This is a genomic window from Alcaligenes sp. EGD-AK7, from assembly GCF_000465875.3.
Lineage (GTDB): Bacteria > Pseudomonadota > Gammaproteobacteria > Burkholderiales > Burkholderiaceae_B > Alcaligenes > Alcaligenes phenolicus.
Map to the genome: position 1 here is coordinate 66,834 of NZ_AVOG02000069.1, position 15,974 is coordinate 82,807.

Below are 15,974 nucleotides of genomic sequence, written 5' to 3' on the forward strand. Positions count from 1 at the left end.
GGCCTGGCCCATACACGAAAGATATGACACCGCCCCTTCGCTTCCTATCGAGCAAAACCTACCGAGCCTTGGCCCTGACCGGCATCTGTATTTTGATGGCGCTGGTCTTCATTGCCGATACCGTCACCAACTACGCTATCGCCGCTGCGGTCTTTCACACCCCGCTGCTGCTGATAGCGATTCGTTTTCTGTCGGCACGGCAAGTTGTTGCCCTGACTACCATCAGCATGGTGCTGACCGTGGTCAGTTTTCTGCTGACCCGCTCGGGCGACTACGACGTGGGCCTGGTCAATACCGGCATCAGTATTATTGCCATCGCGATCACCTCGTATCTGGGGCTGAAGCTCAAATCCGTGCAGGCGGCGGCTCATGAGACGCGCGAGCATTTGCTGCGACTGTCCCGTTTGACTACCCTGGGCCAGCTCAGCACCTCGATTGCCCATGAAGTCAGCCAGCCTTTGGCCGCCATCAACAGCAGCGCGGGCGCCTGTCAGCGCTGGCTGGAAGCCTCGCCCCCTAATGTCAAGAAGGCACAGGCTGCCGCGCAGCGTATTGTGTACGACGCCCAGCGCGCCAAGGATGTGCTGGATCGGGTACGCAGCATTACCCGTAACGAAGCCCCCACCAGCAGCGCGTTTGATTTGAATCTGGCTCTGACCGAGCTGCTTAGCCTGTCCGGTGGCGAGATGCGACGTCAGCATATTGATCTGCGTCTGGCCTTGCAGTCCGATCTGCCCCAGGTCTTTGCCGACCGGGTTCAGATTCAGCAGGTAATGGCCAATTTGCTGCTCAATGCCATCGAAGCCCTGTCCCCTCCCTCGGACTACCATGCAGCTCATATCACCATAGAAACCAGCGTTTTGCCCGGCGACAAGCCGCAAGCCAACAAGGTGCTGTTTTCCATCAAGGACAATGGTCCCGGCTTGTCGGGCACGCAGCTGTCCCAATTGTTTGATACCTTCTGGACCACCAAGGCAAGCGGCCTGGGCCTGGGCCTGACCATCAGCCGCACCATTATTGATGCCAATAACGGCCATATCTGGGCCACTGACCAAGCCGATGGCGGTGCTGCCTTTCATTTCACCTTACCTTTGGCGCCATGACAGAAAATCTGGATTCCTCTCTGAACACGCCCACCGTCTACATCATTGATGATGACCCGTCCGTTCGCGCGGCCCTGGACGATTTGCTGGCCAGCGTAGGCTTGAACGCGCTGAGCTTTGCCTCTACACGAGACTTTCTGGCGCATCCTTTATCTGATGCCCCTGCCTGTCTGGTGCTGGATGTGCGCATGCCCGAGCAAAGCGGCACGGATTTTCATTTGCAGATGGAATCGCGCGGGCTGCATATGCCGGTCATTTTTATTACTGGCCACGGCGATATTCATATGGCGGTCAAGGCCATCAAGCATGGTGCCTGGGATTTTCTGACCAAGCCTTTTGTAGATCAGGCCCTGATTGATGCCGTGCAGTCGGCTCTGGCGGCTGATGCGCAGCGCAAGGAAGAAGCCAGAACCCGGCTGACTTTGCAGCAACGCTGGGACAGCCTGAACGCGGGCGAGCGCGATGTCTTTGAGCGGGTGGTGCAAGGCCTGCTGAACAAGCAGATCGCGGCCGAGCTGGATGTGAAAGAAGTGACGGTCAAAGTTCGCCGCGCCCGCGTGATGCAAAAAATGCAAGCCGGGTCACTGGCGGAACTGGTGCGCCAGTTCGATCAACTCAATACAGAAAGCGGCCATTAGGACAGTTCTGCGCGGCGGTTCTTTCCTAGTTGGCGTGCTGGGTTAAAATACGCAGATTCGGTCCCGTATGCGGGCTTCCCAAGGTCAAGGCCACACACAAGTTATGAGCACGTCTACTTCCAACGTCATCCGCACCCGTTTTGCCCCCTCGCCCACTGGTTATCTGCACCTGGGCGGCGCACGCACTGCACTGTTCTCCTGGGCCTTTGCCCGTCATCATCAAGGCACTTTTGTGCTGCGTATTGAGGATACGGATCTGGAGCGTTCCACCCCCGAGGCGGTTCAAGGCATTCTGGATGGTATGCAATGGTTGGGCCTGGATGCCGACGAAGGTCCGTTCTACCAGATGCAGCGCATGGATCGTTACCGCGAGGTCATCGCCCAGCTGCTGAAAGACGGCCATGCCTATTACTGCTACAGCAGCCCCGAGGAAGTGGAAGCCATGCGCGAAAAAGCGCGTGTTCAAGGTTTGAAGCCTCGCTATGACGGTACCTGGCGTCCTGAGGCTGGCAAGCAATTGCCTGCCATCCCGGCTGATCGCAAGCCTGTAGTTCGTTTCAAGAGCCCCCAGTCCGGCGCAACCAGCTGGGACGATATGGTGAAGGGCCGCATCAGCTTTGATAACAGCGAGCTGGACGATCTGGTCATTGCCCGCCCGGATGGCACGCCTACATACAACTTCTGCGTGGTGGTGGACGATTGGGACATGGCGATCACTCATGTGATTCGCGGTGACGATCACGTGAACAACACGCCACGTCAAATTGTGATTTTGCAGGCTTTGGGCGCGACTTTGCCTGAGTACGGTCACGTGCCCATGATTCTGGGCCCTGATGGCGAGAAGCTGTCCAAGCGTCATGGTGCGGTCAGCATCATGGATTACGACAAGGACGGTTATCTGCCTGAGGCCATGATCAATTACCTGGCTCGTTTGGGCTGGAGTCACGGAGATGACGAGCTGTTCACCCGCGAGCAGTTGGTGGAATGGTTTGATACGCGCAGTCTGAGCAAGTCGGCTTCGCAGTGGGATCCCAAGAAGTTGAACTGGGTGAACGCGCACTACATCAAGGCCAGCGACAATGCGGATCTGGCCGAGCGTGTGGCTCCCCGTATTGAGGCCTTGGGTGGCAAGACGGATGGTCAGGATTTGCCCGGCATCATGGGTTTGTTGAAAGACCGTGCCGAGACTTTGAATCAGCTGGCTGAAGGTGCTTTGTTATTCTGCCGTCCTTTCGAGCCTGCCAGCGATGAGCTGATGGCCGAGGTGTTGACGCCGGAAGCGCGTGTTTTGCTGCGTGATTTTGCCAGCAAGGCGATTAGCTTGCCGCAGTGGAATACGGAGAATCTGGCTGCTTTGATCAAGCAGGTTCTGGCGGATCACGAGGTGAAAATGCCCAAGCTGGCGATTCCTTTGCGCGTGGCAGTGACAGGACAGAAGCAGACGCCTGCGGTGGATGCGGTGCTGGCTTTGGTTGGACGCGACAAGGTGTTGGGGCGTTTGGCTGGGCTGTAAGCGTTATAGCTAAGGCTTACATAAAGGGCATCTCATTCGAGATGCCCTTCTTTTTGCTTGGTACCCTGACATCGGCTCGATGGCTCGTCTATCGACGTTAAACCTGCATACCACCTAAGGCCGACTCCAACGCCACTTGCCCGATGCTCTTTGGCTCCGGCGAGCCAGGTTACTTCGTTGCAAGCAGTTGGCTCATATCAAACAGCCGCATTCAGGTGGCTGATTTCAATTGTCGCTTCGCCCTTATCGCTACTGGCCCAGACCGTGCCGTCCTGAACATTCAGATTGATGGTCATGCCACGCTCGGCCAGGGCGGCTAAGGCGTCAGTCCCGGCGGTATCCAGCGCATAGACCTGTATATTGCGGGCGCGGCTGATCTTGTCCTTGATGCCACTCCACCAGACGGAGACATTGCGGCCATAGGCCAGCACCGTCACTTTGTCAGCACGGCCACTGGCTTTGATCAGACGTCTATCGTCCGGCAGGCCTACCTCCAGCCAATGCAGCAAATTGCCGCCCAGATCATGTTCCCACAAGGCGGGCTCGTCCGAGTCGCTTAGCCCGCGCGAAAAGCTCAAGGCTTCATCCGCTTGCGCATACAAACCGTAAGCCAACAAACGCACCATCAGACGCTCTTCGGTCTCGGAGGGGTGACGAGCCAGCGTCAGGGTATGACTGCCGTAGTAAGCCCGATCGTTATCGGCCACATTAAGTTCAGCTTTATAAATCGTCGCGCGCAGAGCCATGGAGCGTCCAGCAAAAGAAACAGACAAAAAACTGGCCGCCCCCAGGACGGCCAGGAATCATTCAAACAAGCAGAGATCAGAATGGCAGGCGGTAGCCAGGCGACATTCTGGTCAAGCGATAGGTGGTACCACTTTGGTCACGCAGCACCAGATTGCGGGCTGTCAGGCTGACGATGTTGTAGTGGTTTTCATAAATCGGGTCGCCCGGTTCGGTTGTGACCCCATTGGATTCTTGCGTGCTGATTTGCAAGTCGTTGCCCTTGCGCACCCAGCAACCACTTTCGTTCAAGCCTTGCGAAGGCTTGTTGGGCCGCTTGACCTGTTCGGTGTATGCCATGGAGCCGTCAGTTTGCAAGGTGAACAAGGTACGCAACTCGCCAACCACGCCTTTCTGGCGGTGCTTGCTTAGCCAATTACCAGCCAGTTGGTCCCCCGCCGCAGCAGGCTGACATGCGGGATGGACAGGCTTGGTAGCCGCTTGTGCAGCAGGCTCGGGAGCCGGCGCTTTGACCGCGCAGGCGCTTAAAAACACGGTAGCCAGCACAGCAACCCAGGAAGTGCGTCGCAAGATATTCGCCTTCGTCATAAAACCCCGTCCTTCATGCGTACATACCGACCCACCACAGGCCAGCGAATCCTGATTATTCTACCCGAAGGCGCTTGTATTACCCCATAACAAGATGCTTCAAAGTGGCAAAGGCAAGCGGGTCACGTTCTTGATTTCACGCATGGCCACAATCGTGCGGGTTTGACGCACGCCCGGCATATTGAACAGGAAGCGGTGCAGGAAATCGTCATAGGACTCGGCGCTTGGCACCATGATCTTGAGCAGAAAATCCGCATCGCCAGTCACGGCGTGGCATTCCAGAATCTCGGGCGCATCGCGCACGGCACGGATGAAGTTATCGACTATTTCACCCGAGTGACGGTCCAGACTGATCTGGGTAAACATGCAACTTTGCAGTCCCACCTGACGGCGATCCACGCGCGCATAATAGCCTTGGATAACCTTGTTTTTTTCCAGGTTTTTGATGCGCCGCCAGACGGGCGCGGTGGACAAACCCACCTGCTCGGAGACCTGCTGAGCCGAGGCTCGGCCATCCAGTTGCAAGGCGTCCAAGATTTTTAAGTCAGTTTTATCCATATTTGAATATTTACGAAATGAACATTTCAAAGAATAGGGAATACACGCAACTATAACGCAAAAAAAAGCGAGGGCAGACTCTCTATCATGATCTCTATCTGGAGGTTTCATCATGACGCAGTCCGTCGACACTCAATACAAGCTAAGCGACAACCTGACCGCACAATCAGGACGCATCTTTTTAACTGGCACACAGGCCCTGGTGCGCATGTTGCTGACCCAGGCTCGCCTGGATAAAGAACACGGTTTGAACACCGCCGGTTTTGTCTCCGGCTACCGTGGTTCGCCGCTGGGTGGCGTGGACATGATCATGTGGAAGGCCCAGAAGTATCTGGACCAGGCCAAGGTCCGTTTCCAACCCGCTATTAACGAAGACCTGGCCGCCTCCATGATTATGGGCACCCAGCAAGCTGGCGAGCGTGCCGACCGTACCGTCGATGGCGTGTTCTCCATGTGGTATGGCAAGGGCCCCGGTGTAGACCGCGCGGGCGATGCCTTGCACCACGGCCATGCTGCCGGTGCCTCCCAACACGGTGGCGTCCTGATGATTGTGGGTGATGACCACGTGGCCTCGTCTTCGTCCATTCCCCACGCCAGCGAACAATCCCTGATCGCCTGGGGCATCCCGGTGGTCAACCCCAGCTCGGTTGAAGAATACGAACGCTTTGGTATCTGGGCCTGGGCCTTGTCGCGTTACTCCGGCTCCTGGGTAGCCTTCAAAGCCATTACCGAAACCGTGGAAAGCGGCCGCTCTTTCGAGATTGCCCCTCTGGATGATCTGGCCCCGGCCTTGGCCGACAAGCAAGGCGGCAAACACCCCTACGACCCCAGCAAATTCCTGACCCCTTCCATGGAAGGTACGCTGGACGCCCGCCTAGATAGCGTGCGTGAATTTGCTCACAAGTACAGCCTGGACCGCGTGCTGGAAGCGGCACCTGATGCGCGTATCGGTATTGTGTCCACCGGCAAAGCCACACTGGATACGCTGGATGCGCTGCAACAGCTCAGCAGCCTGAAAGATCTGCCCGCCATTCGCCATCTGAAAATTGGTTTGAGCTGGCCTGTTAACCCGCAATCGCTGAACGATATTATTGAAGGCCTGGACCACGTTCTGGTCATTGAAGAAAAGGGCCCAATCATTGAAGACCAGTTAAAGAATCTGCTCTTTAACCGTGCCCAGCGCCCTACGGTGTCTGGCAAGCGCGATATCGAAAATGAAGTGCTCATTCCTGCCGATGGCCAGCTCAGCCCTGCCCGTGTGGCCGTGGGTCTGCGTCGCTGGCTGGGCCATCACGCCAATGTGCAGTTGCCTGCCTGTACGGTGCAAAACCTGGCACCGATTGATACCAATGGTCTGACTCGTCGCCCCTACTTCTGTTCGGGCTGTCCGCACAATACTTCCACCAAAGTACCCGAAGGCAGCCAGGCTATGGCGGGTGTGGGTTGCCACTACATGGCGACCTGGATGGACCGCAAAACCCGTGGTCTGACTCAAATGGGTGGCGAAGGCACGGACTGGGTGGGCCTGTCGCCCTTCATCCAGACCGGCCATATGTTCCAGAACATGGGTGAAGGCACGTATTTCCACTCCGGCTATCTGGCAATTCGTCAGGCCATTGCCGCGGGTACCAACATTACCTACAAGATTCTGTTCAACGATGCGGTTGCCATGACAGGCGGTCAGCCGGTTGACGGCCCGATATCTGTGCCTCGCATTTGTCAGCAGACCATTGGTGAAGGTGCGCGTCGTGTGGTCATCACCACCGATGAGCCAGAACGCTATCGCGGTGTCAGCCTGCCTGCCGGTGTGGACGTTCATCACCGTCGCGAGCTGGATCGTTTGCAGCGCGAACTGCGCGAGATCCCCGGCGTCACCATTTTGATTCACGACCAGACCTGTGCGGCTGAAAAGCGCCGTCGTCGTAAAAAGAACGAGTACCCCGATCCTGCCCGTCGCCTCTTTATCAATAAGGCGGTCTGCGAAGGCTGTGGGGATTGCGGCGTGCAATCGAACTGCTTGTCTTTGGTGCCTGCTGAAACGCCCGAAGGCCGCAAGCGCCAGATCGACCAGTCCAGCTGTAATAAGGACTACTCCTGTGTGGACGGTTTCTGCCCCAGCTTTGTGTCGGTGATGGGCGGTGCCCTGCGCCGTGGCGATCAAAACGGTCAGGCCGATATGAAAGCCCAGTTGCTGGCCAAGTTGGACACGCTGCCGCAACCCAATATTCAAGCCAAGGACTGCAATGTGATTGTGGCCGGTGTAGGTGGTACTGGTGTGATCACTATTGGTGCGGTGCTCTCCATGGCGGTACACCTGGAAGGCCGCTCCAGCTCCGTGCTGGACATGACGGGCCTGGCACAAAAAGGCGGCACCGTCATCAGCCACATCCGTCTATCTGCCAATAAAGAGAACATGGGTGCGGTGCGTGTCGATCCCGGCCAAGCCGACCTGGCGATCTTGTGCGACGTGGTGGCCGCCGCTCACCCCAATGCCCTTTCCTGCCTGCGTCCTGGTCATACCCACGCCATCATCAACGAATATCTGGCTCCCACGGCCGAGTTCACCCGCAACCCGGATGCCCCTTTGGATGCCCAGCACTTGCTGAGCCAACTCAAGACCACCGCTGGCGAAAACCAGGTGCGCTCTTTCAATGCTCACCAGGCTGCCACGCTGCTGTTCGGCGATAGCCTGTTGTCCAATATGCTCTTGATGGGCATGGCTTGGCAGCAAGGTTCCATGCCAGTGAGCAGCGCAGCGGTTGAACAGGCCATCCGTCTGAACGGTGTGGCGATTCAAGCCAACCTGGATGCCTTCCATTTGGGTCGCGTTCTGGCTCACGATGAAGAAGCACTGGCCAGCCTCCTGGCTCCAGCCGCTCAAGTGGTGACCTTGCAGCGTCGCGAAACACTGGAGCAAATCATGCAGCGCTGCACCAGCAGCCTGGAGCAATACCAGAACGCCGCTTATGCCCAGCGCTTCACCAACACCATCAATGCACTGCGTGACGCCGAGCAAAAACTGCGTCCGGGTCAGCGCCCTGCCTTGACTGAAAAAGCCGCACGCAGCTTGTACAAGCTGATGGCCTACAAGGATGAGTACGAAGTTGCTCGCCTGTTCAGCTCGCCCGCTTTCCGCCAGGATCTGGAGCAGCAATTTGAAGGTGACTTCTCCTTGCGCTTCCACTTCGCACCTCCATTGCTGGCACGCCGTGATCCGGCTACCGGCCGCCCACGCAAGATCACATTGGGTCCACGCACCGCCACCTTACTGCGCTGGATGGCTAAGGGCAAAGGTCTGCGCAACACGGTGCTGGATCCATTTGGCTACACCCATGAGCGTCGTATGGAACGTCGCTTCTGGCGCGAATACCAGAGCCTGCTCAACAGCTTGAGCAAGAACCTGAATCAAGCCAACTACGCCACAGCGTTGGAACTGGCCGAGCTGCCCCAACAATTGCGCGGTTTCGGTCCCGTGAAAATGGAATCGGCCAGGAAGTATGAAGCCCGCTTTGCCGAGTTATCGCAGCAGTTGAAAAACACTGGCCCGGAAATTCAGGCTGTTCCCGCCTAAGCCTTGCCCACTGCGGCTTTCGAAACGATTAACCTGCCCTTTCAGCCCTGCTTATGCAGGGCTTTTTTTTGATTTGAAGCGACATTGAAAAGCATCAATCAACCTCGAATTAAAGACCGTTTTCAAGCGCCTTTTCCATGCTTAACACAGGTCTTTCAAAGCATGAAAAGGCCATGCAATCGATCCAGCAATGCGTCAAAAATCAGAGACTTGGATGCGACTATGGGCCGATTGCACGTGTCCAGAACGCAACTTATTTGAGACAGCAGACACCGATTCCTAATTCCATAAGCCCCAAGCCATGATTAATGCTTGACTGTGTAGGGGCTTGCGTTAGACTTCTAAGCGTATAAGGTATCGACCTTAAACGCCTGCGTCATTTGAAAAAGGCCATTGCAGTTTTCCAGGCCAGGTCAAATGGGTGTGGACAAACTAAAGACTTGTTCTCAAGGAGCATGATCATGGCAACAGCCAAGAAAGGCGCAGCAAAAGCAGAAAGCACAAAAGCCGTTAGCCCCAAAAAAGCAACGCCAGCAAAAGCAGCCGCAGCACCCGTAAAAGCTACTGCTACCAAGACCAGTCCCAGCAGCAAAACCGCTGCCCCCAAGTCCCCCGCTAAAACCACCGCTACCAAGACCAGCAAGGCTGCTGTAAAAGCCCCTGCCAAGTCTGCAAGCAGCGCACCCGCCAAGAAAACGGCTGCGAAAAAAACAGCGGTAAAGAAAGCCACTCCAGCAAAAACCACGGCTGTTAAAGCCGCTGCGACCAAGACAAGCACCGCTAAAACCGTAGCCGAAAAAGCAGCTGTTAAAAAGACAGTCGCTAAAAAGGCGGTAGCCAAGAAAGCCGTTGTCAAAAAGGCCGTCGCTAAAAAAGCGGTAGCCAAGAAGACGGTGGCAAAGAAAGTGGTTGCCAAAAAATCGGTAGCTAAAAAATCAGCTGCGCCCAAAACGGCCAGCGCCAAACCCGCTACCACCAAACCTGCTGCCACCGCTGCCGCAAAAAAACCGGCCAGCACCAAGGCAAGCAAACCCGTGGCCAAAAAAGCCACCCCCAGCAAAGCGGCAGCGAAACCTGCCACCAAAACCGGCACCAAAGCAGTTGTAAAGACCGCGGCTAAAAAAGCCAGTCCTGCTACCAGTGCCAAGAAACCCGTAGCTCCAAAGAAGAAAGAAGTTAAATCCGTGACCGCAGAAACCAAGACTCCAAAGACCAGCACAACGACTAACGCCACCGCTAAAGCAGGCAATAAAACAGCGGCTCGCAAAGCGACCAAAACAGCAGCAGCGCCTGCCGAACCTCGCCGCGAAGATGTCAATCCTGCTGGCTCCTGGCCCTTCCCAACAGGCAAGCGTCCTTAAGCACACGCTACTTTTATGTTTCTCCTCAAAGAGCCACCCTGATCAGGGTGGCTCTTTGGTTTGTAGCACTTGCATGCGACAATTCCCTCTCCCATCAATTCATACCAAGCAACTATGTTCAGTGAAGTCGCCCTCTTCCTAATCCATATTGTTCTGTCGCTGCTGGGCACGATTTTGCTACTGCGTGCCTGGGTGTATGCGCTCAGAATCCATCCCTTCAACCCTTATTCGCAAGCTATGTTCAAGGTCACGGACTGGCTGGTCATGCCTTTGCGCCGTGTCATTAAAAGCGGCAACCATTGGGACTGGACCTCTTTGTTCGCCGCCTGGCTTAGCGCCCTGGTATACCTGGTCTTGAGCGCCATGGTACTGACCGGATCGGTGTCCATGCTCTCGAACTTCCCCATGTTCTTGCTGGCAGCCGTCTTCACCGTTCTGCGCTGGACCTTGAGCCTGATCTTCTGGGTGGTCCTGCTGCAAGCGCTACTATCCTGGATTCAGCCACAATCGCCCAGCATGCCCTTGCTGCGTTCCATTACGGCCCCCTTGCTGGACCCGATCCGTCGCGTCTTGCCTGACCTGGGTGGTCTGGATTTGTCGCCGCTGGTCGTCCTGCTGCTGACTCAAGTGCTCAATATGGTCATCACGCGCACCGCTTTCAGTCTGGTGCCAATCTAAGCACAGCGGACTGTACGCATGAAAAACCTGGGTATAGCCCAGGTTTTTTTTATCCTGAATTCAAGAGCAAGAATCAGGATGTCTTGTGCGAAAGTGGACCTTATACTGGCCTCACCACCAATCAGCAGGCCACTTCCATGACTCGCCTTCCATCAAAACCAGACACATCCAGCCGCTACCGCGAGGCCGAACAATTCCTGGCCGCACTGGACCCCGACTGGCAAGCGCTGGTCGCCCACGTGGGCCCTTGCATCCATCAGCCACGCCCCGAGCGCGACCCTTACGAAGCCCTGATCCGCTCTGTTGTGTATCAGCAGTTGCATACCCGGGCGGCTGAGCGCATCCTGCAACGCCTGATTGATATCTATCCGCACGGCCATTGCCCAACGCCCGAGGAAGTGCTGGCGACGCCGTATGACACCCTGCGCGCTTGTGGCTTGTCCGGTGCCAAAGCCAATAGCATTCTGGGCCTGGCCCAGGCTCGCCTGGATGGCATCATTCCCGACCAGGCCACCGCTTTGCAAATGCCGGATGAAGAGCTGATCAAGCGGCTGACCACGCTGCGCGGCATAGGTCGCTGGACGGTGGAAATGATGATGATGATGTACACGCTGGAGCATGAAGACATTCTGCCCGCGGACGACTTTGGGGTGCGCGAGGGCTATCGCAATTTGAAGCAGCTGGACAAGGCTCCCTCAGCCCGTGTCTTGCGTGAAATTGGCCAAGCTTGGGCACCCTACCGCAGCGTGGCTTCCTGGTACTTGTGGCGCATGCCCAAACAGGCGCCAGCATTGGCACCTTCTTCGAACAAGGTAAATCGCGCCCCGCGCTCGCAGGACAAGCCCGTTCGCCAACAAACTCCAAGTAGCCCTCTTTATTTTGCGATTGCCCAATGCAGCTTGGGTACATTGCTCGTTGCCGAAAGCGAGCGCGGGATTTGTGCGATTTCCCTGGCCGATGATGCCAAAGTCTTGCTGGAACAGTTGCAAGAGCAATTCAAGGCCGCTGAGCTGATCGAAGCCGATCCGCAATTCAATCAACGAGTGGCCCAGGTCGTTGCCATGGTAGAAGAGCCGACCCTGGGCTTGGATCTGCCCCTGGACATCCAGGGCACCCCTTTTCAACAACGTGTCTGGGAGTTTCTACGTCATATCCCAGTAGGCCAGACCTTGAGCTATACCGAGATTGCCGAACGTCTGGGCATGCCCAAAGGCGCCCGTGCCGTGGCACGAGCCTGCGCCACCAACACCTTGGCCATTGCCATCCCCTGCCATCGGGTCGTGCGGCAAAGCGGGGATCTGGCAGGCTATCGTTGGGGCCTGGAGCGCAAGAAAACCTTGCTGGAGCGCGAACGCCCCCAAAAGGCTCAGCGCTGACAGGCGTAAAAAAACCCGGCCAATGGCCGGGTTTTTTATGCACCAAGCACTAAAGCTCTGATTACATGGGCACCACGCGAGTTGGGCCATTACCACTAAGCATACGTACACGCTGACCAACGGACAGAGGTACATCGGCTTCCTGGGCCACCACACGGGTTTCGCCATTATCCAGTTGAACCGTGATTTCCAGACCCTGGGTCTTGCCCATGCGGTTTTCAACCGCATTACCAACCAGACCACCCAGAATCGCACCACCGATACTGGCCAGGATGCTACCGCGGCCACCACCAATGCTGCTGGCAGCGACACCACCCAAGGCTGCGCCACCCACGGTGCCCACGCCCGAATTCTGGTCTTCCTGAATAGTGACGGCGCGTACCGAAACCACGGTACCCAAACGCACGATCTGTTCGCGCTGAGCCTGACCGTAGCTGTATACCGAGCTGGATGCCGATTTATTGGCACAACCTGCCAGCAAAAACACGGGGGCTGCCAGACTCGCCACTACCAGCAGACGCACTTTGGGTCGATCGAAAAAAGAAACGTACATACGGTTTACTCCAAAAAACGTAGCTGGCCGAATCATAAAAAACTATCGAGCGCTCTTTTACAGACTGCGCTCAATACCATAGTGCTGTTTTAGCATGGCCGAGATATCTGACCGTTTAAATTCATGATTTTGCGGGCCATCCGCCTGAATTTTAATACTGCCCATCAAGTTACCCAAGCTGCAAGCCTCCTGCCAGCTCCAGCCTTTTGTAAGACCATATAACAAGCCTGCGCGATGAGCATCGCCACAGCCGGTGGGATCCACCACATTTTCCACGGGCACAGGGGCAATCTCGTAAGTCTGACCATTGTGATAAAGCGTGCTGCCATGCTCTCCATGCGTCACGACAGCGGCTTGCAAGCCCTGGGCGATCTCGGCCATGCTCTTGGAGGTGCGCTGCTCGATAACTTCAGCTTCGTATTCGTTAGCCGTAAGAACTTGACACAGTTCCAGCATCTCCAGCAGGTCCTCACCCGCGAACAAAGGCATGGCCTGACCCAGGTCGAAAATAAAGGGCGTACCCTGCGCATGCAGGTGGCGGGCATGAGCAAACATGCCGTCTTTGGAATCCGGAGCCACAATGCCCCATGCCGCTTCCTGACCAGACAAATCGATCTGGGCAGAATTGATCATGGCGCCCGGGTGGAAAGAGGTGATCTGGCTGGCGGCCAGATCTGTGGTGATAAAGCATTGAGGGGTGAACATCTCGGGCATCACACACACCATGCTGGTATCAATACCCAGGTTCTGCAGACGCTGTACATAATCCACACCGTCGCTGCCAACAGCCCCCACAGGAACAGGCTGGCCACCCAGCATGTTCAAGGTGTAGGAAATATTACCCGCACAACCGCCCCACTCTTTACGCAAGCTGGGCACAAAGAAGGACACGCTCAGGGTTTTGATGCTGTCGGGCAAGATGTGATCTTTGAAGTACCCCTCGAAAACCGCGATCGTATCAAACGCGATCGAACCACATACCAGCACTCGCTCGGTCATAAATTACCTTAAGGAAAAAAAGGGCTAATCTGGTAGCCATTAACTTGGAGCTGCCCGGTATTCAAAGGCAGGCGCACCATGATTTCACTGCGCGCTGCAAAAGCAGGCTCACGTCGCTCGGAAGCCAGGTACTGATCGGGCGTAATATTGCGCCGGGCGATCAGGGCTCCGGAAAAATCTTTCAAATCCAGTACCAGCGTAGGCCACTCCTGGGGCCGTTCAAACTCGTTGCGCAGCGTAAAGCCCAAGGTGGACTGTCCGGGCTGATTCGGCGCTTTATGCAAAGCCGAAGCCTGCACGCGAATCTGGTCCAGACGACGTTCGTAGGGAACCTTGCACGACAAGGTCTGACACGCGCTCTCGAACACGGGGCGCAGCATGGGTATCTGGCTGACAATCTGTACGCGATACACGTACATCAGCTGCACGACGAACAGGACAACGCCCAGAACGCACAAGCTGGTCCAGATCAGTGAACCCACACGCTGACCAAAGCTGGCTTCGCCCTCATAACGTGTCTCGCGTTGCAAGGCTGGGTTGGGGTCAATGACCCAGCCCTGCTGAAAATCCTCGCCATCCCTATCATGCGTACCATCAGCCTGACGCGAGGGGAAAGAGGCGCGCAAGGCACTGGCACGGTCGCCCACACTGAACTCAGGCTCGGCAGCCGACCACGATGCCTGACCAATATGATGGTCCCCATCTGGCTCAGAAACAGAGCCGGTCGATACGAAAAACGAGGTGTCCTGATCATCCTGCGGCAAAGGCTCGTGTCTGGAGCGGGCGCGAATGACTGACGGCTCTACCGACTCAACCGCAGGCTCTGCCGGGCGGACAAAAGGCTCGGTAGTTACAGCAGCAGGCGCGGCCGGAGGGACAGGTGCTTGTGTCAGGATGGAGTCGGGGAATTTGCGTACCTGCAAGGACTCGTGGGCCGTGCCTTCATCACGCGGCGGGGCGTGACGGGAGTGCTCCACAAATCGCGGCCCTGGAATGGGCGCTTGCAGGTCCACCGACTGCACCTGTTCCTGCCGTGGCGAAACAGGTGGCTCGGGCGCCAGGCGCGGCTCGATCTGAACCGGCGTGGCGGGGGAATGATAGGAAGGCTCAGGGGCTTGCTCATCAATGACTTCTTCAAAGCCATCGAAGATATGCGCACATTGAATGCAGCGTATATAGCCCCGGCGGCGTTGCAGCGTTTCTACACTGGCTGCAAACGATGTCCCGCAACGGGGGCAGCGAGTCTTTAGCTCCATGAACTCACCTTAAGTTCTGCCGTCTTATAACGGGCGTTGACCAGCCAAACACACCCAGCCATCGCGCTCCTGCCAAACCGACATGGGCAAGTAGGAGGAATAGACCTCGATCATCTCCTCGGCCTGCCAATCGTAAATACCGGACAGGATCAAATGCCCGCCCGGTTTGACACGGTTGGCCAGCATGGGAGCCAGCATACGCAGGGGATTGGCCAGAATGTTGGCGACAACCAGATCCGTTTGCCCGGCGGGCATGGCATCGGGCAGCAAGCCTTCAACCTCGACCTGATTGACTTGCGCATTGTAGCGCGTGGCAATCACGGCCTGCTCGTCAATGTCCACACCAACCGTATGGCCAGCACCCAGCTTGCGGGCGGCAATCGCCAAGATACCGGAGCCACAACCGTAGTCCAGCACGGTCTGACCCGCTTGCACATGATGGGCCAGCCAATCCAGACACAAATGCGTCGTGGGGTGACTGCCGGTACCAAAGGCCAGGCCGGGGTCCAATTCAATACGCACCAAGCCGTCATCGCCTTCCTGGGCGACTGGCAGGTCCTCGTCGTCCTTGTGCCAGCTGGGCACAATCAAGATACGATCGCCCACCGGGATGGGACCAAACTGCGATTGCGTCAAACGAACCCAATCCTCGTCGGGTACTTCGCGCACGCTCCACTGGGCCTTTGCAGGATCCAGCACACCGGCTTCAAAAAGCGGTTGCAGCAACTCTTCTGGCTCCAGCTCCTCGGGCAGCAAGGCCACCACCCGATTTCGATCCCAGGCCAGCACATCCGGTTCGATACCAGGTTCGCCAAACAGGGGCTTTTCCTGGTCGGTATCACCATCGGCATCTTCCACCGACACCGACAAGGCGCCCGCCTCAAGCAAGGCATCGGACAAGCGCTCGGCCTCGTGTTCCTGGCAGCTCAGTAAGAGTTCACGCATACATAGTTTCCATAAAGCAAAACAGGGGGTTCGCCCCTGTTTTACATAGTCATCATTCTTATCAGGTCAGGGCTGTGGCCTGACCTGTTGC

Annotated in this window: 14 protein-coding genes; 7 read left to right on the top strand and 7 right to left on the bottom strand. The window is 56.7% G+C overall.

All coding sequences use genetic code 11. The features are described from left to right. Nucleotides 1–23 precede the first annotated feature (23 nt). From N879_RS18485 to gltX, 3 genes are all read left to right on the top strand, one after another. A complete protein-coding gene (locus N879_RS18485) occupies nucleotides 24–1,103 on the top strand; it encodes a sensor histidine kinase (RefSeq protein ID WP_022983594.1) in 1,080 nt (359 codons plus the stop codon). Then, nucleotides 1,100–1,741: a response regulator transcription factor gene (locus tag N879_RS18490; RefSeq protein WP_009460643.1), complete on the top strand. Its 642-nt coding sequence runs from the start codon at nucleotides 1,100–1,102 to the stop codon at nucleotides 1,739–1,741. Before N879_RS18485 ends, N879_RS18490 begins: the two co-directional genes overlap by 4 nt. A 103-nt stretch (nucleotides 1,742–1,844) precedes the next feature. Further along, nucleotides 1,845–3,254: a glutamate--tRNA ligase gene (gene gltX, locus N879_RS18495; RefSeq protein WP_009460641.1), complete on the top strand. Its 1,410-nt coding sequence runs from the start codon at nucleotides 1,845–1,847 to the stop codon at nucleotides 3,252–3,254. Nucleotides 3,255–3,451: 197 nt separating this feature from the next. Here gltX and N879_RS18500 read toward each other — a convergent pair whose 3' ends face one another. The 3 genes from N879_RS18500 to N879_RS18510 form a co-directional block, all read right to left on the bottom strand. Then, entirely contained in the window at nucleotides 3,452–4,000 is a 549-nt protein-coding gene (locus N879_RS18500; RefSeq protein ID WP_009460639.1) for a YaeQ family protein, read from the bottom strand. Nucleotides 4,001–4,076: 76 nt separating this feature from the next. Beyond that, nucleotides 4,077–4,586 (bottom strand): hypothetical protein, encoded by a 510-nt coding sequence (locus N879_RS18505; protein WP_009460637.1) that lies wholly within the window; start codon nucleotides 4,584–4,586, stop codon nucleotides 4,077–4,079. A 99-nt stretch (nucleotides 4,587–4,685) separates the two neighbouring features. After that, nucleotides 4,686–5,144 (bottom strand): Lrp/AsnC family transcriptional regulator, encoded by a 459-nt coding sequence (locus N879_RS18510; RefSeq protein ID WP_009460635.1) that lies wholly within the window; start codon nucleotides 5,142–5,144, stop codon nucleotides 4,686–4,688. A gap of 112 nt (nucleotides 5,145–5,256) precedes the next feature. Between N879_RS18510 and N879_RS18515 the strand changes: the two genes are divergently transcribed. The 4 genes from N879_RS18515 (at nucleotide 5,257) to N879_RS20835 (ending at nucleotide 12,130) form a co-directional block, all read left to right on the top strand. Beyond that, nucleotides 5,257–8,715, top strand: a complete 3,459-nt coding sequence (locus N879_RS18515; RefSeq protein WP_009460633.1) for an indolepyruvate ferredoxin oxidoreductase family protein — start codon at nucleotides 5,257–5,259, stop codon at nucleotides 8,713–8,715. 461 nt (nucleotides 8,716–9,176) lie between these two features. After that, nucleotides 9,177–10,076 carry a histone H1-like repetitive region-containing protein gene (locus N879_RS20220; RefSeq protein ID WP_128831683.1) on the top strand — a complete coding sequence of 300 codons (900 nt, stop codon included), beginning with the start codon at nucleotides 9,177–9,179 and terminating at the stop codon, nucleotides 10,074–10,076. A gap of 114 nt (nucleotides 10,077–10,190) precedes the next feature. Further along, the gene (locus N879_RS18525; RefSeq protein WP_009460629.1) at nucleotides 10,191–10,754 is read left to right on the top strand and encodes a YggT family protein; all 564 of its coding nucleotides are present in this window, start codon (nucleotides 10,191–10,193) and stop codon (nucleotides 10,752–10,754) included. Between the two features lie 137 nt (nucleotides 10,755–10,891). Further along, nucleotides 10,892–12,130 (top strand): methylated-DNA--[protein]-cysteine S-methyltransferase, encoded by a 1,239-nt coding sequence (locus tag N879_RS20835; RefSeq protein ID WP_022983595.1) that lies wholly within the window; start codon nucleotides 10,892–10,894, stop codon nucleotides 12,128–12,130. 61 nt (nucleotides 12,131–12,191) lie between these two features. On the opposite strand, the gene N879_RS18535 is transcribed toward N879_RS20835, so the two are convergent. Genes N879_RS18535 through prmA form a run of 4 tightly spaced genes read right to left on the bottom strand, consistent with a single transcriptional unit; the run spans nucleotide 12,192 to nucleotide 15,883 of the window. Beyond that, a complete protein-coding gene (locus N879_RS18535) occupies nucleotides 12,192–12,683 on the bottom strand; it encodes a glycine zipper 2TM domain-containing protein (protein WP_003801873.1) in 492 nt (163 codons plus the stop codon). Between the two features lie 57 nt (nucleotides 12,684–12,740). After that, complete coding sequence (locus tag N879_RS18540) at nucleotides 12,741–13,682, bottom strand: carbohydrate kinase family protein (RefSeq protein WP_009460622.1); 942 nt, start codon at nucleotides 13,680–13,682, stop codon at nucleotides 12,741–12,743. 8 nt (nucleotides 13,683–13,690) lie between these two features. Next, nucleotides 13,691–14,938, bottom strand: coding sequence for a zinc-ribbon and DUF3426 domain-containing protein (locus N879_RS18545; protein WP_022983596.1), 1,248 nt, complete (start codon nucleotides 14,936–14,938; stop codon nucleotides 13,691–13,693). A 24-nt stretch (nucleotides 14,939–14,962) separates the two neighbouring features. Next, nucleotides 14,963–15,883, bottom strand: a complete 921-nt coding sequence (gene prmA / locus N879_RS18550; RefSeq protein ID WP_009460614.1) for a 50S ribosomal protein L11 methyltransferase — start codon at nucleotides 15,881–15,883, stop codon at nucleotides 14,963–14,965. Nucleotides 15,884–15,974 lie beyond the last annotated feature (91 nt).